The sequence below is a fragment of the Roseateles sp. 22389 genome (genome assembly GCF_052044995.1).
Classification (GTDB): Bacteria; Pseudomonadota; Gammaproteobacteria; order Burkholderiales; family Burkholderiaceae_C; genus Roseateles.
Genome location: NZ_JBQEOF010000010.1, coordinates 116,673 through 139,810 on the forward strand (window position 1 = coordinate 116,673; position 23,138 = coordinate 139,810).

General features: G+C 70.2%; 19 protein-coding genes and 2 tRNA genes. 9 read left to right on the top strand and 12 right to left on the bottom strand.

Annotated features, from left to right (window positions below; translation table 11 throughout):
- Positions 1-15: 15 nt before the first annotated feature.
- The 7 genes from ACTJKJ_RS15365 to ACTJKJ_RS15395 all read right to left on the bottom strand — a co-directional run bounded on the left by ACTJKJ_RS15365 (position 16) and on the right by ACTJKJ_RS15395 (position 7,739).
- Positions 16-1,200 (bottom strand): DUF1624 domain-containing protein, encoded by a 1,185-nt coding sequence (locus ACTJKJ_RS15365; protein ID WP_440821022.1) that lies wholly within the window; start codon positions 1,198-1,200, stop codon positions 16-18.
- Positions 1,201-1,229: 29 nt separating this feature from the next.
- Positions 1,230-3,413, bottom strand: coding sequence for a TonB-dependent siderophore receptor (locus tag ACTJKJ_RS15370; RefSeq protein ID WP_440820979.1), 2,184 nt, complete (start codon positions 3,411-3,413; stop codon positions 1,230-1,232).
- 101 nt (positions 3,414-3,514) lie between these two features.
- Positions 3,515-3,985 (bottom strand): hypothetical protein, encoded by a 471-nt coding sequence (locus tag ACTJKJ_RS15375; RefSeq protein ID WP_141225423.1) that lies wholly within the window; start codon positions 3,983-3,985, stop codon positions 3,515-3,517.
- A 117-nt stretch (positions 3,986-4,102) separates the two neighbouring features.
- Positions 4,103-4,179: transfer RNA gene (locus tag ACTJKJ_RS15380), tRNA-Val, on the bottom strand.
- Between the two features lie 114 nt (positions 4,180-4,293).
- A tRNA-Val gene (locus ACTJKJ_RS15385) sits at positions 4,294-4,370 on the bottom strand.
- 183 nt (positions 4,371-4,553) lie between these two features.
- Entirely contained in the window at positions 4,554-6,827 is a 2,274-nt protein-coding gene (locus ACTJKJ_RS15390) for a RelA/SpoT family protein (protein ID WP_091732065.1), read from the bottom strand.
- 45 nt (positions 6,828-6,872) lie between these two features.
- Positions 6,873-7,739, bottom strand: coding sequence for an alpha/beta fold hydrolase (locus tag ACTJKJ_RS15395; protein ID WP_091732061.1), 867 nt, complete (start codon positions 7,737-7,739; stop codon positions 6,873-6,875).
- A gap of 48 nt (positions 7,740-7,787) precedes the next feature.
- Here ACTJKJ_RS15395 and ACTJKJ_RS15400 point away from each other — a divergent pair, with 48 nt between their 5' ends.
- Positions 7,788-8,558 carry a 3-hydroxybutyrate dehydrogenase gene (locus ACTJKJ_RS15400; protein WP_297383752.1) on the top strand — a complete coding sequence of 257 codons (771 nt, stop codon included), beginning with the start codon at positions 7,788-7,790 and terminating at the stop codon, positions 8,556-8,558.
- Positions 8,559-8,660: 102 nt separating this feature from the next.
- Here the strand turns inward: ACTJKJ_RS15400 and ACTJKJ_RS15405 are convergent, their stop codons facing one another.
- Positions 8,661-9,398, bottom strand: a complete 738-nt coding sequence (locus tag ACTJKJ_RS15405; protein ID WP_440820980.1) for an SIMPL domain-containing protein — start codon at positions 9,396-9,398, stop codon at positions 8,661-8,663.
- A gap of 238 nt (positions 9,399-9,636) precedes the next feature.
- Between ACTJKJ_RS15405 and ompR the strand changes: the two genes are divergently transcribed.
- Complete coding sequence (gene ompR, locus ACTJKJ_RS15410; RefSeq protein ID WP_091732051.1) at positions 9,637-10,365, top strand: osmolarity response regulator transcription factor OmpR; 729 nt, start codon at positions 9,637-9,639, stop codon at positions 10,363-10,365.
- Positions 10,366-10,435: 70 nt separating this feature from the next.
- A complete protein-coding gene (locus ACTJKJ_RS15415; protein ID WP_091732048.1) occupies positions 10,436-11,776 on the top strand; it encodes an ATP-binding protein in 1,341 nt (446 codons plus the stop codon).
- Between the two features lie 26 nt (positions 11,777-11,802).
- On the opposite strand, the gene ACTJKJ_RS15420 is transcribed toward ACTJKJ_RS15415, so the two are convergent.
- The 4 genes from ACTJKJ_RS15420 to ispD all read right to left on the bottom strand — a co-directional run bounded on the left by ACTJKJ_RS15420 (position 11,803) and on the right by ispD (position 14,372).
- The gene (locus ACTJKJ_RS15420) at positions 11,803-12,222 is read right to left on the bottom strand and encodes a GNAT family N-acetyltransferase (RefSeq protein WP_440820981.1); all 420 of its coding nucleotides are present in this window, start codon (positions 12,220-12,222) and stop codon (positions 11,803-11,805) included.
- Positions 12,223-12,330: 108 nt separating this feature from the next.
- Positions 12,331-12,819, bottom strand: coding sequence for a 2-C-methyl-D-erythritol 2,4-cyclodiphosphate synthase (ispF, locus tag ACTJKJ_RS15425; protein ID WP_440820982.1), 489 nt, complete (start codon positions 12,817-12,819; stop codon positions 12,331-12,333).
- A gap of 66 nt (positions 12,820-12,885) precedes the next feature.
- A complete protein-coding gene (map, locus tag ACTJKJ_RS15430; protein WP_183480803.1) occupies positions 12,886-13,641 on the bottom strand; it encodes a type I methionyl aminopeptidase in 756 nt (251 codons plus the stop codon).
- Positions 13,638-14,372 carry a 2-C-methyl-D-erythritol 4-phosphate cytidylyltransferase gene (gene ispD / locus ACTJKJ_RS15435; protein WP_440820983.1) on the bottom strand — a complete coding sequence of 245 codons (735 nt, stop codon included), beginning with the start codon at positions 14,370-14,372 and terminating at the stop codon, positions 13,638-13,640. The genes map and ispD overlap by 4 nt, the downstream gene beginning before the upstream one ends.
- Before the next feature lie 81 nt (positions 14,373-14,453).
- Here ispD and ACTJKJ_RS15440 point away from each other — a divergent pair, with 81 nt between their 5' ends.
- The 6 genes from ACTJKJ_RS15440 (at position 14,454) to ACTJKJ_RS15465 (ending at position 23,064) form a co-directional block, all read left to right on the top strand.
- The gene (locus tag ACTJKJ_RS15440) at positions 14,454-15,509 is read left to right on the top strand and encodes an RNA methyltransferase (RefSeq protein ID WP_440820984.1); all 1,056 of its coding nucleotides are present in this window, start codon (positions 14,454-14,456) and stop codon (positions 15,507-15,509) included.
- A gap of 188 nt (positions 15,510-15,697) precedes the next feature.
- Complete coding sequence (gene mfd / locus ACTJKJ_RS15445; RefSeq protein WP_440820985.1) at positions 15,698-19,165, top strand: transcription-repair coupling factor; 3,468 nt, start codon at positions 15,698-15,700, stop codon at positions 19,163-19,165.
- 112 nt (positions 19,166-19,277) lie between these two features.
- Complete coding sequence (locus tag ACTJKJ_RS15450) at positions 19,278-19,658, top strand: hypothetical protein (protein ID WP_440820986.1); 381 nt, start codon at positions 19,278-19,280, stop codon at positions 19,656-19,658.
- A gap of 10 nt (positions 19,659-19,668) precedes the next feature.
- The gene (locus ACTJKJ_RS15455; RefSeq protein WP_297383767.1) at positions 19,669-20,226 is read left to right on the top strand and encodes a PIN domain-containing protein; all 558 of its coding nucleotides are present in this window, start codon (positions 19,669-19,671) and stop codon (positions 20,224-20,226) included.
- 138 nt (positions 20,227-20,364) lie between these two features.
- On the top strand, positions 20,365-21,087 hold the full coding sequence (gene serB / locus ACTJKJ_RS15460) for a phosphoserine phosphatase SerB (protein ID WP_297383769.1): 723 nt from the start codon (positions 20,365-20,367) through the stop codon (positions 21,085-21,087).
- Positions 21,088-21,216: 129 nt separating this feature from the next.
- Entirely contained in the window at positions 21,217-23,064 is a 1,848-nt protein-coding gene (locus ACTJKJ_RS15465; RefSeq protein ID WP_091732025.1) for a putative bifunctional diguanylate cyclase/phosphodiesterase, read from the top strand.
- The last annotated feature ends 74 nt before the right edge of the window (positions 23,065-23,138 follow it).

A 23,138-nucleotide genomic window follows, 5' to 3' on the forward strand; every position in this document is an offset into this window, starting at 1 on the left:
GGGCGCGCCGGCGCCTCAGAAGTACTTCACCCAGGCCCGGCGGCTGCGCCGCTTGTAGGCTGCGAAGGCCTTCACCGGCGGGTACAGCAGCGGGATCAGCGCCAGCCAGATCAGCCAGATCAGCGCGAACCAGCCGTCGTCGACGCCCAGCCGCGTGCCCTGGTTGGGACCGAGCAGCGCCAGCGCGACCCGGTACCCGATCAGCAGCAGGTACAGGTGGAGCAGGTAATAGAACATCGGCGCGCCGCCGAAGACCGCGCACACCCGCGTGAAGGCGCCGCGCGCGCGCTCGAGCACAGCCAGCAGCGCCAGTCCGATGCCCAGGGTCAGCAGCAGGAAGTCCAGCGACGGCGGGTACTTCGTGAAGTTGAGCCACGACATCGCGGTCTCCAGCGCCGACGCGCCGCGGACCCACGGGGCGTTCTCGCCGTAGAGGTTGAAACCGCGCAGCACGGCCAGCAGCGACAGGCAGGCCGCCGAGATCGCCAGCAGCGCGCGACGTCGTCGGTCCGCGTCCACCGCCCGCGCGAACAGCGGCCCCATCGCGTAGCCGAGCAGGATCACGCCCACCCAAGGCAGCGCCGGATAGCTCACCCTCACCCGCACGAGACCTTCCGGGACCAGCCAGTCGCGATGCAGCATCAGCGTCCATGGCGCGTGCCAGGGACTGTCGGGCGGCACCACGACGCCGGCCAGCGCGTTGTGGCCGCCGACGATGGCCAGGCCGATCGCCACCAGCAGCCAGCGCGGCAGCGACGACAGCAGGGCCAGCGCCAGCATGCTGAAGCCGATCGCCCAGATCACCTGGAGATAGATCACCCGGAAGTGCCCGCTCCAGGCGAAGGTCACCAGCGTGAGTTCCAGGCCGATCAGCAGCAGGCCGCGCTTGAGCAGGAAGGCGCGCACGTCGCGGCGCGGTGCGCCATCGGGGTTCGCGTAGAGCCAGGCCGACAGCCCGGTCAGGAACACGAACACCGGCGCGCACAGGTGCGCCGCCAGGCGCGAGAAGAAGAGCTCCGGCGGCGTGCCCGGCACCGCCATGGGGTCGCTCACCTGCAGGTGCAGGTAGAAGGTCTCGCGGACGTGATCCAGCAGCATCACGATCATCACCAGGCCGCGCAGCGCATCGATCGAGGCGATGCGCGCCGGGCGCGGCGCGGATGCGGGAGTCGTCGAGATGATCGGGATCACCGTGGTCATGGGGGCCAACGTGGTCATCAACGCCCGCCTCAGAAGCCGTAGCGGACCGTGGCGACCACCCGCCGCCCCTGCCCCGGCGCGACCCAGACCTGGCTGTACGAACTGGCGTACCAGGTCCGGTCGAACAGGTTGTCAACGTCCACGGACAGCAGCCAGTGCCGGTCGATGCGGTAGCTGCCCAGCAGCTTCACCGTCGCGTAGCCCGGCAGGGCGAAGTCGTCGGCGGCGGCCAGCGGCGCGACCGCGCCCTCGCGCCGGCCGGCGACGTTCAGGCCGATGCCGGCCGTCGCGCGCTGCCCGCCGATCGCGAAGCCTTGCACCAGCAGCAGGCTCGCGCTGTGACGGGGCACGTTCGCGAGCTGGCGGCCGACGAGGAAGGCATTGTTGTCCTCGGTCACCCGGGCGTCGGTGAACGCATAGGCGAAGGACAGACGCAAGTCGCGCGCCAGCTCGCCGCCGATGTCGAGTTCAACGCCCTGGCTGCGCACCTCGCCCGCGGCGACCGAGAACTCGTTGGGCGCGAGCGGATCCGGCGTCAGCACGTTGTTCTTCTCGATGCGGTACAGCGCCAGCGTGGCGGACACGCCGCCGGCGGCGTCGTACTTCGCGCCGATCTCCCGCGAGCGGCCCTGCTCCGCCGGGAAGGACGTGTAGTCGCGGCTCACGCCGCTGTTGGGGCGGAAGCTCCGCGACGCGGTCGCATACAGCGAGACCGTCCCGCTGGGCTGGTAGACCACGCCGGCGCGCGGCGAGGTCGCGCCCAGCGACTGGTCGGTCGCGATGCCGCTGCGGCGGTTGAGCACCGTCTGGTCGTAGCGATCATGGCGCAGGCCGAGCAGCAGCTTCCAGCGCTCGCCGAGGTCGATCTGGTCCTGCGCGTAGACGGCATGCGCTTTCTGCGCCTCGCGGGTCCAGGCGCTGAGCGCCATCGGCGGCGGCGTGGCGCCGTACACCGGCTCGAAGAGGTCGATCGGCGTGGAGGTGGCCACGCGCTGCTGCTGCCGGCGGTCGACGAAGCGGTAGGCGTCGACGCCGGCCAGCAGGTGATGCCGCAGCCCGGCGGCCCGCACCGTGCCGAGCACCTCGAAGCGGCCCGACAGGTCGTTCGCCGAGAAGTCCCGCGCGCGGCGCTGGCGCACCAGCGTGCGCTGGTCCGGCTGGACGAAGCGGGCTTCGGTCGCGATGCCGGCCAGCGAGCTCTCGCGATAGCTCAGGCCGGTCTGCAGCGACCAGTCGTCGTTGAACTGGTGCTGGACGAAGAGCTGGTGGCCGACGCTCTCGGTCGCGATCGGGCCGTCGTCCGGCTCGCCGTAGAACGCATGGCGCGGGACCCGGCCCAACTGGCCGCCGATCGCGACGACGCCGCGATCGAAGGTCGCCTTCTGCCGCGCGACCTCGAGCTCGTAGCTGACCGTCGTGTCGTTGCCGACCATCCACAGGAAGGACGGCGAGATCGCCGTCCGACGCGCCTCGACGTGGTCGCGGTCGCTGGCGCTGCCCTCCCGCGCGACGCCGAGCCGGTAGGCCACGCGCTCGCCGAGCGGGCCGGCCGCTTCGGCGCTGGCGCGCCACAGGTCGTGGCTGCCGGCGGAGAACTGCAGCGCATAGGCGGGCGTGAACGAGGGTTTCTTCGTCGTGATGTTGACCGTGCCGCCCGGCTCGCCCCGGCCGTACAGCGCCGAGGCCGGCCCCTTGAGGACCTCCACCGACGCGGTGTTCACCGTGTCGCGCAGGCCGTTGTAGCCGCGGCTGGAGGTGAAGCCATTGACCATGTAGTCCGAGCCGAAATTCGGATCGCCGGTGAAGCCGCGCATCGCGTAGCTGTCCCACAGGCCGCCGAGGTTGCTCTGGCGCGCGATGCCGCTCGCCAGGTCCAGCGCCTGGTCCAGGCGGGTGACCCCGGCGTCGGCCAGTAGGGCGCCGGACAGCACGCGCACGCTCTGCGGCAGGTCGCGCGCCGGCGTGTCGGTCTTCATCGCGCCGGTGACGACGAGCGTGCGATACGGCTGGCGGGCGCCGTCCACGGTGACCGCGTCGAGGGCGGCATCGGCCGTCGGCATGGTGGGCGGCGTGGGGAGTGCGGGCGTTGTGGGCGCGTCCTGCGCCCGGAGGCTGGACGCGGCCAGTGCCAGTTCCAGGATGAGGAGGGATTGCAGCGGGACGGACGAAGACAGGCGCGCGCCGTCGGCGCGCAGGACGGAAGACAAGGGCATGACAAAGCGAGGAATGGCCGCCGGGCGGGCGTGACGACGCGTCGACGCCGCCCGTGCGTGGTGAACCGGATGAGCGAAAGCGCGCCTGGCGCGCGGGCGGTTCAGGCGGCCGGCGGGCCTCTCGGCTTCGCGACGGTCCAGTCGCGGGAGCAGACCCGTCCGCAAGGCAAGGCGGCCGGCGGTGGGCTCGCCTCGGCGTGGGTCAGCAGTGCCTGTGGCGTGCCGCCGGGCGCGGCGGCTTGCGCGTGGAACAGGCACCACGCGCAGCTGTCCGATTTCGCGCCCGGGGAGTCCTCCTGACCGGGCACCGGGTCGTCCGATGTCGCGGCAGCAGCGGCCGTCGCAGCTGCGGCACCGTCGACGACGGGCGACGCATCGATGCGCCCGGCCGCTGCAATGCCGGCGGTCTCGCCGAACGGATGCGCGACGTGCCAGGCCTCGTGCAGCGGCCGACCCAGCAGGCTGCATGCCAGCACGAGCAGCAGCAGCCAGGGGGAACGGAAACGGCGCAACGGGAACTTCATCGTCGGACAGGCAGCGCCGGGACGGCGGCGGTCGAGCAGAGCGCGCATTCTGCACGAGCGCCGGCGCGCGACCGTGGAAGGCCTGCGACGAATGTCGCTGCGCATTGGTCGCGCGGTACCAAAACAAAAACCCCGGAGAGTCTTCCGACTCACCGGGGTGTGCTTTGGTAGGCGCGATTGGATTCGAACCAACGACCCCCACCATGTCAAGGTGGTGCTCTAACCAACTGAGCTACGCGCCTGAAATACTCGGCCAGCGGTGGTCAATCCACTGGTCCGGAAAACAAATCGCCCGCTTTCCATTTTTTTGAGCGGGCGATCTTCTGAGGTGTCCCGAAGGACTTGCCTACCAATTCTGGTAGGCGCGATTGGATTCGAACCAACGACCCCCACCATGTCAAGGTGGTGCTCTAACCAACTGAGCTACGCGCCTGAAGAGCCTCGCAGTATATGCCGGATTTTTGCGTCCGTCCAGGAAGCCGCAAGAAAAATGGAACAGCGACCGCCTGGACCCACGCAGCGCTCGCCGGTCGCGACACCCACCGATCGCCCACAACCCCGATGAACACGGGCTGAACGGCCGCCTCCCCTCGCCGGACCGCGACCACTCGAGGCTTCAGCGCCGCCGCGCGCTGCGCACGCCGCTCACCTGCGACAGCGCGACCAAGGTCTGCTGCAGCCGTTGCGCGTCGCTGACCTCGACGGTGAAGTTCATCCGCGACAGGTCGCTGCGTGCCGGCTTGCCCTTGCCGCTCTGCTGGTTCACCGAGATCACGTTCAGCTTGTCCTTGGCGAACAGCTCCAGCACGTCCCGCAGCAGCCCCGGCCGGTCCGCCGCCTCGACGACCAGGTCCACCGGATAGAGCGCGCCCTTGCCCGCACGGTCCGGCGCGGGCTCGCCCCAGGCCACCGCGATGACGCGCTCCGGCGCGGACTGCGCCATCTGCCGCAGGTTCGCGCAGTCGGCGCGGTGGATCGCCACACCCTTGCCGCGCGTCACATACCCGGTGATCGGATCCGGCGGCGCCGGCCGGCAGCAGCGCGCCAGGCTGGTCAGCAGCGAGTCCACTCCCACCACCAGCACCCCGCCCTTGGGCGTGCGCCCTTCGCCGACGGCGCCCTTGGTGTGCTTCTGGACGAGCAGTTCCTCCTCGTCCGCCTCCGGCACCGGCGGACGTAGCAGGGTCTCGATGTTGCGAAGCGAGTACTCGTCCTTGCCAACGACCTCGAACAGCGCATCCGCGCTCTTGAAGCCCAGCCGCCCGGCCAGGTCGTCCAGCTTGATCGCCGTCTTGCCCTCGCGCTGCAGCAGTTTCTCGACCAGCTCGCGGCCCTTGGCGATCGTCTGCGACTGCACCTGCGCGTTGAACCAGGCACGGACCTTGGCCTTGCTGCGCTGGCTCTGCAGATAACCCAGCTCCGCATTGAGCCAGTCCAGCGACGGACCGCCCTCCTTCAGCGCGACGATCTCCACCGTCTGCCCGCTCTGCAGCGGCGTGTTCAACGGCACCATCTGGCCGTCGACCTTGGCGCCGCGGCAGCGGTGGCCGAGGTCGGTGTGCACCGCGTAGGCGAAGTCCACCGCGGTCGCGCCCGCGCACAGCTCGACCACGTTGGCCTGCGGCGTGAACACATAGATGCGGTCATCGAAGCTGGGGCCGCTCTCCGCGACGTAATCGCGCTCCCAGGCCAGCAGCTGCCGCAGCACGGCCTTGCGCGCCTGCGCGACCTGTTCCTCGAATTCGCCGGCGGCGCTGACGCCGGCATAGCCCTTGGTGCCGGCTTCCTTGTAGGCCCAGTGCGCGGCGACGCCATGTTCGGCATGCTCATGCATCGCCCGCGTGCGGATCTGCACTTCCATCGGCCGGCCGTCCGCCGCGATCACCACCGTGTGCAGCGACTGGTAGCCATTGGGCTTGGGCCGGGCGATGTAGTCGTCGAACTCGCCATCGACCGGTTTGTAGCGTTCGTGCAGCCTGGCCAGCACCGCGTAGCAATCCGCCACCTCCGGCACCACCACGCGCAGCGCGCGCAGGTCGAAGACGCGCTCGAGCGTCAGGCCCTTGCCGCGCATCTTCTTCCAGATGCTGTACAGATGCTTGGGCCGTCCCTGCACCTGCGCCTCGATGCCATGGGCCTGCAGTTCGCGCTCCAGCGCGGCGCGCACCGACTCCACCGACTGCTCGCGCTCGACCCGCTTCTCGTGCAGGCCCTTGGCGAGCTGGTGGTAGTGCTCGGGCTCCAGGAAGCGGAAGGCCAGGTCCTCCAGTTCCCACTTGATCTGCCAGATGCCCAGCCGGTTGGCCAGCGGCGCGAACACCTGCAGCGATTCGGCCGCCAGTTCGCGCGGACACGGCGTCTTCGTCGCCGCGTACCAGCGCAGCGACTGCAGCCGCGACGCCAGCCGCAGCAGCACCACGCGCAGGTCACGCGAGAACGCCAGCAGCATCTTGCGCACCAGCTCGGTCTGCTCCTGGCGACGCTGCTCCTCGACGCGCGCCTCGCGCGCCGCGCGCTGGATCTGCACCAGGCGACGCGTGTGCGCCACCAGGCTGGCGTCGCTCTCGCCGAAGGCCTTGGCGACGATCTCCTCGGGCTTGTTCAGGTAGTCGCCGGCGTAGACCAGGTAGGAGGCGGCCTGCATCGAGGGCGCCGCGCCGACGCCGGCCAGGATCGCCGCCACGCCGTCGGCATGGTCGAGCGCCGGTTCACCGGTGCCCAGGCGATGGTCCGCCAGCAGCGGCTCCGCGAACGCACGGGCCCGGCGCACCGGGTCCGCGGTTTCCTCGGCGCGCGGCGGCGCGGCCGGCAAGCGATGAGGCAGGTCCCCGTCCAGCAGGGCCACGATGGGCGCCGCCTGGTCCTGCCGCAGCCCCAATTCCGTCTTCATTCGTCGTTCATCCGTGTCCGCGCGGCGCGATCCGCCGCCGGGACGTCATCCGCGGTCGAGGAATCGCTCCACCACCTGGATCTGTTGTTCTTGCACCAGCGTCGGCGCATGGCCGACGCCCGGGAACTCGTGCAGCTCGGCGCGCGGGCCGCGCTGCGTCATCAGCTCGGCCGTCGCCCGCGTGAGCAGGTCGGACTCGGCCCCGCGCAGCAGCAGCGTCGGACAGCGGACCGCGTCGTAGGCGGCCCAGAGCTGGGCCTCGCCGGCCTTGGCCAGCTCCGGCGTCAGGCCGGCCAGGCCCTGGCCGATGCGCGGGTCGTAATGCAGCCGGCAGCGGTCGCCGTCCGGCTTGAACATCGCGCGCGACAGCGCCAGCCATTGCTCGTCGGTATGCGGGCCGAAGCCCTCCGAAATGCCGCGCAGGTAGTCGGCGCCCTGCTGGCAGTTCTCGAACTGCGGCGCCCGGCCCAGGTAGCTGGCGATGCGCTGCAGCGCGACGAACTCGATGGTCGGGCCCACGTCGTTGAGGATCAGGCGCTTGATCGGGCTGGACGGCATCGCCGCCAGCGCCAGGCCGATCAGCCCGCCCATCGAGGTTCCCAGCCAGTCCACCTGCGGCGCGCCGATACGGGCCATCAGCGTCACCATGTCGGACACGTATTGCGGCAGCTGATAGTTGCGCGGATCGCCCAGCCATTCCGACTCCCCGCGGCCCACCACGTCCGGGCAAATCACGCGGAAGCGATTGCTCAGGCGTCTGGCGATCACGTCGAAGTCGCGCCCCTGGCGCGACAGCCCGTGCACGCAGACCAGCACCCGCGGGTTGTCGGCCTGCCCCCACTCCCAATACGCGACCTGGTGCAGGCCGCAAGGGCTCAGCGCCTGGACTTTTTTCAACAAGGGTTCAGACATCGCTCGTATCCTTTGCACCCATCCTAACAACCCTGAAGAGGACGCGGCATGCTGAAAGGAAAGACGGCCCTGGTCACCGGCTCGACGAGCGGCATCGGATTGGGGATTGCCCTGACCCTGGCCCGCCAGGGCGCGGACATCGTGCTCAACGGCTTCGGCGACCACGCGGGCCCGAAGGCCGAGGTCGAGGCGCTGGGCGTGAAGGTCGGTTATCACGGCGCCGACATGAGCAAGCCGGCCGAGATCGAAGCCATGATGGCCTATATCGATGAGCAGTTCGGCGTCTGCGACATCCTCGTGAACAACGCCGGCATCCAGCACGTGGCCAACGTGGACGAGTTCCCGCCCGAGAAGTGGGATGCGATCCTGGCAATCAATCTCAGCTCCGCCTTCCACACGATGCGGCTGGCCCTGCCCGGTATGAAGAAGAAGCAATGGGGCCGCGTCATCAACATCGCTTCGACGCATGGGCTGGTGGCCTCGGCCGGCAAGTCCGCCTACGTGGCGGCCAAGCACGGCCTGGTCGGACTGACGAAGGCCGCGGCGCTGGAGACCGCGACGCTGCCCATCACCGTCAACGCGATCTGCCCGGGTTGGGTGCTGACGCCGCTGGTGCAGAAGCAGATCGACGCGCGCAGCGAGAAGGACAAGCTCGACCCCGCCGAGGCCAAGCGCCAGTTGCTGGCCGAGAAGCAGCCCTCGCTGCAGTTCACGACGCCGGAAGAGCTCGGCGCGCTGGCGGTGTTCCTGTGCTCGGACGCCGCGGTCAATGTGCGCGGCCAGGCCTGGGCGATGGACGGCGGCTGGACCGCCCAGTAAGCCGGGCAGCCCCGCTGCAAGGAAGAACGCCCGGTCGAGCCGGGCGTTTTTCGTTCAGGGGGAGCGCCCCCAGCAGGTCATCAGCGGGTCACCACCGCGCCATCACCGCGTCATCACGACATTGCCGCTGACGTTGACCGTGACGGTGGCCTTGCCGGACTCGACCGGCAGCGCCTCGTCGGCGGCCGCGGCCATCGCCTTGAAGCGAGGCGCCGCGGCCATCATCACCGGCATCGGCTGGTCGGCGTTCACGCTGACCTCGCCGATCCGGTAGCCGGCGTAGCCGAACTGCTGCGCGTACACCGTAGCCTTGGCCTTGTAGCTGGCGATCGCCTGGGACACCACCTCGTTCTCGGCCTTCTCGCGCGCCTCGCGCGACAACCCGTAGCTCACGTTGGCGATGGCCAGCGACTGGATGCGACCGCTCAGCTTGGAGATGGCTTCCATGTCACGCCCCTGCACCAGCAGTTCCACGCTGCCCTGCCAGCCGGTGATCTGCGGCGAGCCGCTCGTGCCCGGCTTGACCTGGCCGTAGCGCGGATAGACGGACAGGTTGCCGGCCTGCAGGTCGACCTGGCCCGGCTTGGCGATCTTGCGGGCCTCGGCCAGCGCGGCGTCCAGCGCCTGCTTGAGCTCGTTCTGGACCGCCGCGGCCTCCTTGCCCTCGCGCGTCGTGGAGAAGCGCAGCTGGAGCAGGTCGCGGGCCACCTCGGTGGTGGCGGAGGCGCTCAGCGCCAGGACGTCGGTCTTCGCAGGTTCGGCGTTCGAAACTGCTGGCACCAGGGCGATCGCGCCGGCGGCGATCAGGGCACTGGTCAGCGTCTTGGAGGTTCGGATCATTCGGGTTCCTACGGAGAGTCCTCGGGGAGGCCAGCATAACGGGTGAGGAAACCGTCACGGTTGACCGGCGCTACACCTCTCTTTTGGCCCTCTTTTGGGCCATTCGACCCACCTCTTGTGAGGTCTCCACGGCGCTGTTACAAAAGATGTAACCATCCAGTAAGGACTGCTGCATCCCGCAAACAGGCGGGAAAACTGCCCTTACAGTGCCGCTGTTACAAATTCCGGAGTGGCCGCCATGCAAAGCACAACCCGCCCTAACCGCATCCTGGTCGTGGACGACGATGCCCGCATCCGCGACCTGCTGCGCCGTTATCTCGCCCAGGAAGGCTTCGAGGTCCTGCTGGCCGAGGACAGCAAGGCGCTGAACAAGCAGCTCACCCGCGAGACAGTGGACCTGATCGTCCTGGACCTGATGCTCCCGGGCGAGGACGGCCTGTCGATCTGCCGCCGGCTGCGCGCCGCGGGCGACAACACGCCGATCATCATGCTGACCGCCAAGGTCGAGGAAGTGGACCGCATCGTCGGTCTGGAAGTCGGTGCCGACGACTACCTGGCCAAGCCCTTCAACCCCCGCGAACTGCTGGCCCGCATCAACGCAGTGCTGCGCCGTCGCCCGCCGCCGGAAGCCCCGGGCGCGCCGTCCAAGGAACCGATGACGGTCCAGTTCGGCCCGTTCGAGTTCGACCTGGCGCTGCGCCGCCTGGCCAAGAACGGCGAGCCGGTGCCGCTGACCACCGGCGAGTTCTCGATGCTGAAGGCGCTGGTGCGGCATCCGCGCCAACCGCTGTCGCGCGACAAGCTGGCGATGCTGGCCCGCGGCCGGGAGTTCGAGCCCTTCGACCGCAGCCTGGACGTGCAGGTCTCGCGCCTGCGCAAGCTGCTGGAAGAGGACCCGGCGCAACCGCGCTTCATCCAGACCGTCTGGGGCGTGGGCTACGTCTTCGTGCCCGACGAGGCGGCCTGATCGGCCGCCCGCCCGCCGCGCCGCGTGCGCAAGTCCGGAGGCCGGCGACGGCCGACGGCCGAGCCCTTGAATGCCGTCGATTCCCGTGACCCCTCCCCGTCTGGCGCTCAACCTGTTCTGGCGCACCTTCGCGCTGCTGGCGCTGCTGCTGGCCGCGGGCGTGCTGGCCTGGCAGCAGACCTTCAAGGCCCTGGAGGCCGAACCGAAGGCGCTCGAGGCCGCGCAGCAGCTGGCCGGCCTGGTGAACCTGTCGCGGGTGGCGCTCTCCAGCACCGACGCGATCAACCGGGTCGCGGTGGTCAAGTCGATCGCGCGCAGCGAGGCGGTATCGGTCGAGGTGGCCGAGGCCACCGACCGCTGGCTCCCTTATGAGAACTCCCCCTTCGCGCAGCGCCTGCGCAAGGAACTGGTCTCGCGGCTGGGGCCGCAGACCGTGCTGGCCAGCGGCCTGAACGGCGTGCCGGGGCTGTGGGTGCGATTCGACGTCGGGCCCGACCAGTTCTGGCTGCAGACCAATCCCGCGCCGCTGCAGGCCAACATCTCCAGCAACTGGTGGTGGATCGCGATCGCGCTGGGCGCGTCGCTGCTGGGCGCGGCCGCGATCGCGCGGCTGATCAACCAGCCGCTGCGCGAGCTGTCCATCGCCGCCAGCCGCATCCGCGAGGGCGAGTACGACTCGCGCCTGGACGAGAGCACGCTGACCAGCGAGATCCGCGAGGTCAACATGGGCTTCAACCGAATGGCGCGCGAGCTGGCCAAGATGGAAGAGGACCGCAGCGTGATGCTGGCGGGCATCTCGCATGACCTGCGCACGCCGCTGGCGCGCCTGCGGCTCGAGGCCGAGATGAGCGTCAACGACGAGCAGGCGCGGACCTACATCGCGCAGGACATCGACCAGCTCGACGCGATCATCAACAAGTTCATGGACTACGCGCGGCCCAGCGAGCTGCAGCTGCAGGCGCTCAACCTGCGCGAGCTGGTCGAGCGCGAGGCGCAGGGCTTCCGCGACCCGCAGCAGATCGTGATCAGCGTGCGGTTGTCCGCGGCGCTGCGCATCTGGACCGACCCGACCGAGCTGGGCCGCATCCTGCTCAACCTCTTCGAGAACGCGCGCCGCTACGGCCATCACGGCGACGAGCCCGCGCGCGTGGACGTCACCGCCGAAGCCGACAGCGCCTGGGTGCTGCTGACGGTGCGCGATCATGGTCCGGGCGTGCCGCCGGACAAGCTGTCCAAGCTGACGACCCCGTTCTATCGCGGCGACACCGCCCGCACCGCCGCGACCGGCGCGGGGCTGGGGCTGGCGATCGTCGAGAAGTCGGTGCAGCGCCTGGGCGCGCACCTGCGCCTGTCCAACGCCGACGACAGCGGCTTCGTCGCGCAGCTGCGGCTCAAGCGCGCCAGCGTCTGAGACAAGCGGCGGCGGTCCCCGCCGTCTCAGCGGCGCGAGAGCGCCATGCCGATCGAGACAGGTGCTGTCGGCTTGAAGCCGAATTTCGCGTAGAGGTGCTGGGCATCGCCGTCCGCGATCAGGCTCACGTAGCCGCCTTGGGGCACATGGGCATCAAGCCAGCGGCGGATCTCGGTCATGATCCGCTTGCCCAGCCCGCGCCCCTGATGCGCGGGCAGGACCGCGATGTCGCAGACCTGATAGAAGCAACCGCCGTCGCCGATGACGCGGCCCATCGCGACCGGTTGTCCGCCCGCGTCGAGCAACTGGACCGCGAAAAGCGTGTTGGGCAGGCCCTGCGCGACCGCTTCAGCGGACTTGTCGCTGAGGCCGCTGGCCACGCGCAGATGGCGATAAGTCGCGGCGTCGGGCGTCGCCAGGAGGACGGTGATGGCGGTGTCGTTCATGACCCGATTCTGGGCCAGCCGCTGTCGAACCATGTCAGGACGCCGTGACATGCCGCCCCACCGCCGGCTCCTTCGCGCGCTGGCTGGAAAGAACGGGGGTGAAGGTCTTCAGGCGTCGCGCACCAGCAGGCAGACCGCGCGCGCCTCGATGGCCTTGAGCTCGCCGACGGGGCCCATCTTCTCGGCCGTCTTGGCCTTCACGTTGATCTGGCCGGCATCGATGCCCAGCACCTGCGCCAGCCGCTCGCGCATCGCCGGGATGTGCGGCGCCATCTTGGGCTGCTGCGCCACGATGGTCGTGTCGACGTTGCCGATGACCCAGCCCAGCGCCTTCACGCGGCGGTAGGCCTCCGCGAGCAGCACCATCGAATCCGCTCCCTTGAACTCGGCGGCGGTGTCAGGGAAGAGCTTGCCGATGTCGCCCAGCGCGGCGGCGCCGAGCAATGCGTCGGTGATCGCGTGCGCGAGCGCGTCCGCGTCCGAATGGCCCAGCAGGCCGTGCGTGTGCGGGATGGTGATGCCGCCGAGGATCAGCGGGCGGCCGGCGACGAGCTGGTGGGTGTCCCAGCCCTCACCGATGCGGAGGTTCAAAGCCATGGCGTGGATGCGAAGCTGCGGAGTCAGCGGGGTTTGCGGTTCTGCGGGAGGCGCGCGGCGCCCGGATCAGTGCGGCAGCGCGTTCGTGACGACCAGCGGCCCGTTGCGGGTCACGATCATCGTGTGCTCGAACTGCGCGGAGAGGTTGCCCTTGACGCCGGACAGCGTCCAGCCGTCGGCCTCCTCGTCGACCCAGCGGCTCTTGGTCGAGAGGAAGGGCTCGATGGTGATGACCATGCCTTCCTCCAGGATGCGCGTGTCGTTCGGGTCGTAGTAGCCGGGGATGGTCTTGGGCTCCTCGTGCAGCGAGCGGCCGACGCCGTGGCTGCACAGGTTCTCGATGATCTTGAACTTGTGCGCCTTGGCCACCCGCTCGATCGCATGGCCGATGCGGTTGAGCCGCGCGCCCGGCTTCACTTCCTTCATCGCCTGCTCCAGCGCGTACTGCGCCGCGAAGACCAGTTGCGTCTTGGTCGGCGTCGTCGGCGGGACGATGCGCGTGCCGCCGGTGTCGCCGAAGTAGCCGTTCATCTCGGCCGACACGTCCACGTTGACGACGTCGCCCTTCTGGATGACGCGATCACCGGGAATGCCGTGCGCGGCCTGCTCGTTGATGCTGATGCAGGTGGCGCCGGGGAAGTCGTACATGACGCGCGGCGCGGACCGGGCACCGAAGTCCTCCAGCCAGCGGGCGCCCATGTCGTCGAGCTCGCGGGTGGTCATGCCGGGGCGGATCGCGTCCAGCATGCGGCGCAGCACGGTGGCGACGGCTTCGCCGACGGCCTTCAGGCCCTGGATGTCGTCATCGGATTCGACCGTCATGCGCGGCTCCTCAGCAGGCGTTCGGCCAACGCGAAGTCGGCGGGATAGGTGACCTTGAAGTTCTCCATCGAGGCCTCGACCAGGCGCGGCGCGTGGCCCAGCGCCTCGACCGCGCTGGCCTCGTCGGTGACGCCGTCCAGCGGCCCGGCCAGCGCCGGCGCGAGCAGGCCCAGCCGGAACATCTGCGGCGTCTGCGCGGACCACTTGCCGCGGCGATCGACGGTGGCGGCGACGCGGGCCGCACCGTCCGCGGCGGCGGCGTCCTTGAGCGTGTCGGCGACGGGCAGCGCGAGCAGGCCGCCGACCTCGTCGTCGGCGCAGGCATCGATCAGCGCGTCGACCCATTCGGGCCGCAGCAGGCAGCGGGCGGCGTCATGCACCAGCACCCAGTCGTGCGGCTGCACGCCGCGCTCGCGCAGCGCCGACAGGCCGGCGGCGACGGTCTCGGCGCGCGTGGCGCCGCCGGTGCGGGCGACCCAGCCGCGCTCGCCCGCGAAGCCGGGCACGGCGGCCTCGAACTGGTCGTCCTCGGGCGACAGCACGACCAGGGTGGCGTCGATCCGGGCCACCGCGCCCAGCGCCTGCAGCGTGTGGGCGATCAGCGCCTGGCCGGCGAGCGGGACGTACTGCTTGGGACGGTCGGCGCCGGAGCGGCTGCCGACGCCCGCGGCGGGCACCAGCGCGAAGCAGCGCGGCTGCATCCCCGCGGGGCCGATCGGGAAGGAACTCATGGGGCGCGATTGTAGGGAGCGGCGCCCGCCTGGACCGATCGGCGAAAATCCGGCCCTTCGCCCTTCCCGGATCCGATTTCCGTGCTCGCCATCGCCGACCTCCGACGCCGCCTCACCGCGCTGGGCGCCAATGACGCCCATGTGGGCCGCGTGCTGCGCCACTGGGTCCAGGCCCGGCCGCTGACCGAGGGTCGGCGCAAGCTGGAGCACTACCTGCCGCAAGCGGTGCGCGAGGCGCTGCCGGCGCTGATGGACGAGCTCCACGGCCTGGCGACGCTGCTCGAGCGCCATCCCGGCGAGGACGGCTCCGCGCGCCTGCTGGTCGGACTGCGCGACGGCCAGACCGTCGAGAGCGTGCTGCTGCCGCGCGACGGCCTGTGCGTCTCCAGCCAGGTCGGCTGCGCGGTGGGCTGCCGCTTCTGCATGACCGGCAAGGACGGGTTGCTGCGCCAGGTCACCAGCGCCGAGATCGTCGCCCAGGTGGCGCTGGCGCGGCGCGAGCGCGTGGTGAAGAAGGTCGTCTTCATGGGCATGGGCGAGCCGTCGCACAACCTGGACGCGGTGCTCGAGGCGATCGAGCTGCTCGGCACGGAAGGGAACATCGGCCACAAGCAGCTGGTGTTCTCGACGGTCGGCGATCCACGCGCGTTCGAGCGCTTGGGCGCCGGGCCGGTGAAGCCGGCGCTGGCGCTGTCTCTGCACACGACCAAGGCGGCGCTGCGGCAGGAACTGCTGCCGCGCGCGCCGCGGCTGACGCCGCGCGAGCTCGTCGAGGCCGGCGAGCGTTACGCCCGGGCGACCGGCTACCCGATCCAGTACCAGTGGACGCTGCTCGAAGGCGTCAACGACGGCGAGGACGAGCTCGACGGCATCGTCGAGCTGCTGCGGGGTCGCTACGGCGTGCTCAACATGATTCCCTACAACAGCGTGCCCGAGCTGCCCTTCCAGCGCCCGGACTGGGACAAGGCGCGCGACATCGCCCGTCGCCTGCACCAGCGCGGCGTACTGACCAAGCTGCGCGATTCCGCCGGGCAGGACGTCGACGGCGGCTGCGGCCAGCTGCGCGCGCGCAGCCTGGACACGCCAGCGACGATGCGCGCCATGCGCCGGGCGATCCCGATCACGCCGGCCGGCTGAGCGTTTGCCAGCATGGTCGCCGACGGGGTCGCGGCGCTGGCGCCGGTCTTCGCCCCGATGCCGGGCATGCCGACTGCTCGGCATCCAGCGACGCCGGCGGACCACCTCGCGCTCCTGACATCGCGTGTCGCCGCGCCCTCCCTACAATTCCGGCGAGCCCCTTCCGGGGCTGTCCTCATTTGTGCGCCATGCAGCTGTCCACGATCTCCCCCGGCAAACGCTTCACCCTGCCCCGCCCCACCGGCTCCGCCGACGCGCTGCTGCTCGCCCGCTTCGCGCGGCAGCAGCTGGCCGCCGGGCGCCTGACGGTGATCGTCACCGCCGAGCCCGGCGACACGCAGCGCCTGGAGGACGAGCTCAAGTTCTTCGCGCCCGAGCTGCGCGTGGCCGTGTTCCCGGACTGGGAAACCCTGCCCTATGACAGCTTCAGCCCGCACCAGGACCTGATCTCCGAGCGCCTGGCCACGCTGTGGCGGCTGCTGCAGGCCGGCGGCAAGCCGGTGGCCGAGCGCGACCTGGACGTCGTGCTGCTGCCCGCGACCACCGCCCTCACCCGGCTCGCGCCGCCGTCCTTCCTGGCGGCGACGACCTTCAACTTCCGCCAGAAGCAGCGCCTGGACGAGGCTGGCCTGAAGCAGCAGCTGACGCTGGGTGGCTACCAGCATGTCAGCCAGGTGGTTTCGCCCGGCGAGTACGCCGTGCGCGGCGGCCTGATCGACCTCTACCCGATGGGCTCGCCGGTGCCCTACCGCGTCGACCTGTTCGGCGACGAGGTCGACTCGATCCGCGTGTTCGATCCGGACTCGCAGCGCTCGCTCTATCCGGTGCCGGAGGTGCGCCTGCTGCCCGGGCGCGAGTTCCCGATGGACGAGAGTTCGCGCAAGGCCTTCCGCGCGCGCTGGCGCGAGAAGATGGACGGCGATCCGACCAAGTCGCGCATCTACAAGGACATCGACACCGGGCTGGCCACCGCCGGCATCGAGTACTACCTGCCGCTGTTCTTCGACGAGGTCGCCAGCGTCTTCGACTACCTGCCCGCCGAGGCCGGCCTGGCGCTGCACGGCGAGGTCGACGAGGCGCTGCAGCGCTTCTGGACCGACACCCGCGAGCGCCACCGCTTCCTGCAGCACGACCCGGACCGGCCCATCCTGCCGCCCGAGGAAATCTTCCTGCGCCCCGAGGACTTCTTCATCGCCACGCACCGGCATGCGGTGCTGTCGGTGCGCGGCCAGGACGCGGTCGACTACGCGCGGCCCCTGCCCGACGTCAGCGTCGAGCGCGGCGCGCAGGAGCCGCTGGCGCGCCTGGCGGCCCATCTGAAGGACACGAAGTTCCGCGTGCTGCTGCTGGCCGAGAGCGAGGGCCGCCGCGAGAGCCTGCTCGAGTTGCTGCGCGACAACCGGATCGATCCGCCGTCGGTGAAGGACCTCGCCGAATTCGAAGCCAACGTCGACGAGCGCTTCGCGATCACCGCGGCCCCGCTGGCCGCGGGCTTCTTCTGGAACGAGCCCGACGCGGGCTGCCAGATCCAGCTCTTCACCGAGACCGAGCTGTTCGCAACGACGCCCACCACGCGCCGGCGCCGCAAGCAGGAGCAGGTCAGCGACGTCAACGCGCTGATCAAGGACCTGTCGGAGCTGAAGGTCGGCGACCCGGTGGTGCACACCAACCACGGCATCGGCCGCTATCTGGGCCTGATCAACATCGATCTTGGCGATGGCCCCAGCGAGTTCCTGCACCTGGAGTACGCCGACAAGGCCACGCTCTACGTGCCGGTCGCGCAACTGCACCTGATCAGCCGCTACACCGGCGTCAGCGCGGAAGAGGCGCCGCTGCACAAGCTGGGCTCCGGCCAGTGGGACAAGGCCAAGCGCAAGGCCGCGGAGCAGGTGCGCGACACCGCCGCCGAGCTGCTCAACCTCTACGCCCGCCGCGCCGCGCGCGAGGGCCATGCGTTCCGCTACTCGCCGCACGACTACGAGGCCTTCGCCGCGAGCTTCGGCTTCGAGGAGACGCCCGACCAGCGCGCCGCGATCCACGCCGTCATCCAGGACATGATCAGCCCCAAGCCGATGGACCGGCTGGTGTGCGGCGACGTCGGCTTCGGCAAGACCGAGGTCGCGCTGCGCGCGGCCTTCGTCGCGGTGATGGGCGGCAAGCAGGTGGCGCTGCTCGCGCCGACCACGCTGCTGGCCGAGCAGCATTACCAGAACATCGCCGACCGTTTCGGCAAGTGGCCGGTCAAGGTCGCCGAGATGAGCCGCTTCCGCTCCGCCAAGGAGATCAAGGCGGCGATGGAGGGCCTGGCCGACGGCTCGATCGACATCGTCATCGGCACGCACAAGCTGCTCTCGGCCGACGTGAAGTTCAAGCGCCTGGGCCTGCTCGTCATCGACGAGGAGCACCGCTTCGGCGTGCGCCACAAGGAGGCGATGAAGGCCATGCGCGCCGAGGTCGACGTGCTGACGCTGACCGCCACGCCGATCCCGCGCACGCTGGGCATGGCGCTGGAGGGCCTGCGCGACCTGAGCGTCATCGCCACCGCGCCGCAGCGGCGCCTGGCGATCAAGACCTTCGTGCGCAGCGAGACCAGCGGCACCATCCGCGAGGCGGTGCTGCGCGAGCTCAAGCGCGGCGGCCAGGTCTACTTCCTGCACAACGAGGTCGAGACCATCGAGAACCGCCGCATGAAGCTGCAGGAGCTGCTGCCCGAGGCGCGCATCGTCGTCGCCCACGGCCAGATGCCCGAGCGCGAGCTGGAACGCGTGATGCGCGAGTTCGTCGGCGGCAAGCACAACCTGCTGCTGTGCTCGACCATCATCGAGACCGGCATCGACGTGCCCTCGGCCAACACCATCGTCATCAGCCGCGCCGACAAGTTCGGCCTGGCGCAACTGCACCAGCTGCGCGGCCGCGTCGGGCGCTCGCACCACCAGGCCTATGCCTACCTGATGGTCCCCGACATCGAGGGCCTGACCAAGCAGGCGGCGCAGCGGCTCGAAGCGATCCAGGCGATGGAGGAACTGGGCTCGGGCTTCTACCTGGCGATGCACGACCTGGAGATCCGCGGCGCCGGCGAGGTGCTGGGCGAGCACCAGAGCGGCAACATGATGGAGGTCGGCTTCCAGCTCTACAACGAGATGCTGTCCGAGGCGGTGCGATCGCTCAAGGCCGGGCGCGAGCCGGACCTGCTCAGCCCGCTGTCGGCGACGACCGAGATCAACCTGCACGCGCCCGCGCTGCTGCCCGACGCCTATTGCGGCGACGTGCATCAGCGGCTGTCGCTGTACAAGCGGCTGGCCACGGCGGACCGCGCCGAGCAGATCGACGCGATGCTGGAGGAGATCACCGACCGCTTCGGCAAGCTGCCGGCGCAGGGGCAGACGCTGTTCGACACGCACCGGCTGCGGGTGCTGGCCAAGCCCTACGGCGTGATGAAGATCGACGCGGCGCCCAGCGTCATCAACATCAACTTCCGGCCCAATCCGCCGATCGATCCGATGCGCGTGATCGAGCTGGTGCAGAAGAACCGCAACATCAAGCTGGTGGGCAACGAGAAGCTGCGCATCGACAAGGCGCTGACCGATCCCAAGGACCGCGCGCAGGCGGTGCGCGAGGTGCTGCGACTGTTGGGCGCGCCGGTCGCGCAGGCGTGATCGGGACCTGCTCGAACTGCTGGCAGGCGTCGGGCAGGTCCACGAGTCCGGGTCAGTGACCCCGGTGGAACCGCTTCCTAGACTGACGGCTTCTCAACTGCGGGAGATGCCGATGGAAGCAATGACTGTGACGATCGACGAGGACGAAGAGGACATTGACGCCGTTTACGCGGCCAGGGACGCGGAGATCGCGGCCAAATACCGCGGCCTGGCCAACGCATCCCGATGCCTGGCGTGCACGCATCTGCCCCCCGACTATCTGGACGTCGGTCCGGACTGGTTCTGCCAGCAAGTGCGCGAGGATCATCGACGCGATCGAGTGGCCCTGCACGCGCAGGAGGACTGCAACACCTGCCCCTATCTCCCGGAAAACTATGGCAAACCGGTGAGGTGGCGTGTCCTGGGCGTCGACGATTGGGGCGACCACGCGCAGGCCGACCGGATCCGCCAAGCCCGGTTTCGGGAATGGGAGGCCAATCATGCGAAGTGCTGAATCGCTCTACATGCTGGACTCCAACATCGTCAGCGCCTTGATCGATCGTCCCGGCACGGCGCGGCGCGACCTCTGCGAGCAGCGCCTGAGGGAACTCGACGGCCATCTCGCCATCAGCGTCATCGTCGACGCGGAGACGCGGGCGGGCTTTGCCAAGTCGCCGTCCATCCACAAGGAGGCTCGATTCCTTGAACTGAAGCGGCGCGTGCGCGTCGAATACATCGACAAGGAGCTCTGCTTCGCGGAGGTCTACGCCCTCGAGCGTGCCGCCCTGCTGCGCTGCGGCGCGCCGCTGTCGCGGCTCGATACGCTCATCGCCTGCCATGCCATCGCCCTGGGGGCCACCTTGGTCAGCAACGACCGGGCATTGGCGCGTGTCGAGCGGCTCAAGCTCGAGAACTGGCTGTGGCCCGAGCCCATGGTGGATGGCGACCTTCCCGGCGTCGCGGAGCGGGCAACCGCGTACGCCACGCAGCGCGGCGGCTGGCAGCGGTCCGACAGGCTGCCGACATCGTTCCGGGCGACCGCCGCTCGCGCGGCGAGCTACGCCACGGCCCATGCGCATTGAGGCCCGCCCCGGCGAGTGCGCTAAGCTCCCGCCCGTCCCCGCTGGCTGGTCGTCCTGATCGCCGACGGGGACCTTCCGCAGCGCCGCCTGCCCCATTCGTCCCCTCGCCCCGCTCGCCCCACTCGCCGCCCTGCCCGCATGACCTCCTCGTCGACCTCCACCGCCCCGCTGTCCCCGCTCGTCCTGCAGGGCTTCACCGCGCCGCTGGCGCTGCGCGACTTCAAGCTCGCCGCCTTCGACATGGACTCCACGCTGATCACGATCGAATGCATCGACGAGATCGCCGCGGCCGCGGGCCGCAAGGCCGAAGTCGCCGCGATCACCGAAGCCGCGATGCGGGGCGAGATCACCGACTTCAAGGACAGCCTGCGCCGCCGGCTGGCGCTGCTCAAGGGCGTCGGCGAGGACGCCCTGGCCCAGGTGCTGCGCGACCGGCTGAGATTCAATCCCGGTGCGCGCGAACTCTGCGCCGCGCTGAAGGCGGCGGGCCTGAAGCTGGTGCTGGTGTCGGGCGGCTTCACCTACTTCACCCGCTTCGTCGCGGGCGAGCTCGGCATGGACTTCGTCCGCAGCAACGAGCTGGAGATCGTCGACGGCGCGCTGACCGGCGGCCTGGTGATGCAGGACTGGGGCGACATCTGCGACGGCGAGGAGAAGCGCCGCATGATGCTGGCCTGCGCCGAGCGCATCGGCGCCACGCCCGCGCAGTGCATCGCCGTGGGCGACGGCGCCAACGACCTGCCGATGATGGGCGCCGCCGGCCTGTCGGTCGCGTACCACGCCAAACCCAAGGTGCGCGAGCAGGCGATGGTCGCCATCAACGACGGCGGCCTGGACCGGCTGCTCGACGTGCTGCGCTGACCCGGCCACGGCGGGCCGCCCGCGCATTCATCCACGACCGTCCCCCCGGGCCGCCGCCACCCCGCCCGCCGGCGCTCTTGAAGCGACGCCGCTTCCCTGCCATGCTCGCCGGGGCTACAGGGAGCAGCGATGCGGGAACAGCACGCGACAAGAACCGATGAGCAGGCCTCCATCGACCACCTCCAGCGCGACGTGCTGGAAGCGGTGGCCCTGGGCCGTCCGCTGGCCGCGGTGATGGACCTGCTGTGCCGCGGCGTCGAGACCTTGGCGCCGGAGGTGATCTGCTCGGTGCTCTCGGTCGACGAGGACGGCCGGGTCCATCCGCTGGCGGCGCCCAGCCTGCCCACCTCCTTCAGCGGCGCCCTGGAGGGCTTCTCGATCGGCCCGCGGGCGGGCTCCTGCGGCACCGCCGCCTGGCGCCGACAGCCGGTCGAGGTCACCGACATCGCCAGCGACCCGCTCTGGGCCGATTTCCGCGAACTGGCATTGCCGCACGGCCTGGCCGCCTGCTGGTCGACGCCCATCCTGCTGGGGACGGACCAGGTCGTCGCCACCTTCGCCCTGTACTACCGCGAACCGCGCGCCGCCGCGCCCTTCCATCGCCGCATGGTGCAGGCCTGCGCCCAGCTGTGCCAGATCGCCTTCATGCATGACCGGCACCAGCGCGAGATCGAACGCCTGGCCTACTTCGACGGCGTCACCGGCCTGCCCAACCGCACGCTGCTGGCCGACCGGGCGCGCCAGGCACTGCTGCTGGCGCTGCGCAGCGAGTCGCCCGCCGCGCTGCTGCTGCTGGACATCGACCGCTTCAAGACGGTCAACGACTCGCTCGGGCACGCGGTCGGCGACCAGGTGCTCAAGCACATCTCCAAGCGCCTGTCGGGGGCGCTGCGCGACAGCGACACGCTGGCGCGGCTGGGCGGCGACGAGTTCGTCGCGCTGCTGCCGGGCTGCACCGTCGAGGACGCGATGCATGTCGCCGACAAGCTGCGCGCGGTGCTGGAGGCGCCGATCCCGCTCGACGGCAGCCATGCCCGGGTGCAGATGACGGCCAGCATCGGCGTCTGCGGCTTTCCCAAGGACGGCCAGGACCTCGACCAGCTGCTCAAGAACGCCGACATCGCGATGTACGAGGCCAAGCGCGCCGGCCGCGATTGCGCGCGCTTCTTCCTGCGGGCGATGAACCAGGCGCTGGACGAGCGGCTGGACATCGAGGCGGCGCTACGCCACGCGTTGTCCCAGGGGCTGCTGCAGCTGCACTTCCAGCCCAAGATCCGGCTGAGCGATCGCCGGCTGGTCGGGGTCGAGGCCCTGCTGCGCTGGCACGATGCCGAGCGCGGCTGGGTGCCGCCGGACCGCTTCATCCCGGTCGCCGAGGAGAGCGGCCTGATCAACGCGCTGGACGCCTGGGTGCTGGAGCAGTCCTGCGCCCAGCTGGCGCGCTGGCGGGCCCAGGGCGTCGACGTCCCCGGCCTGTCGGTCAACGTGTCGCCGCAGCGCTTCCACCAGGATGACGTCGCGGCGCATGCGCGGGCGCTGCTGGCGCGGCACGGCCTGGCGGCGAGCGACCTGACGCTGGAGGTCACCGAGCGGCTGATGCTCGACGACACCAGCCGCCCGCGCGCGCAGCTGCAGCAGCTCCATGAGATGGGCGTGGGCGTGTCGGTGGACGACTTCGGCACCGGTTACTCCAGCCTGAGCTACCTCAAGCGCTTGCCGGTGACGGAGCTCAAGCTGGACAAGAGCTTCGTGCGCGACCTGGAGCAGGATGCCGACGACCGCGCGCTGTCCAGCGCCGTGATCGGCATCGGTCGTTCGCTCGGGCTGACGGTGGTCGCGGAAGGCGTGGAGACCGCCGGCCAGCGCGACCTGCTGCTGACGATGGGCTGCGACGCGGCGCAGGGCTGGCTGTTCGGCCGGCCGATGGCGCCCGAGGCCCTGCCGGGTTGGATGGCGGTGCACGACGCCGCCGCGTGAGCCGGCGGCAGGTGCACCAGTCGCCGGGGTTGCCCCGATCACAGCAGCCGTAACGGCCGTAGCAGTCGTTGCAG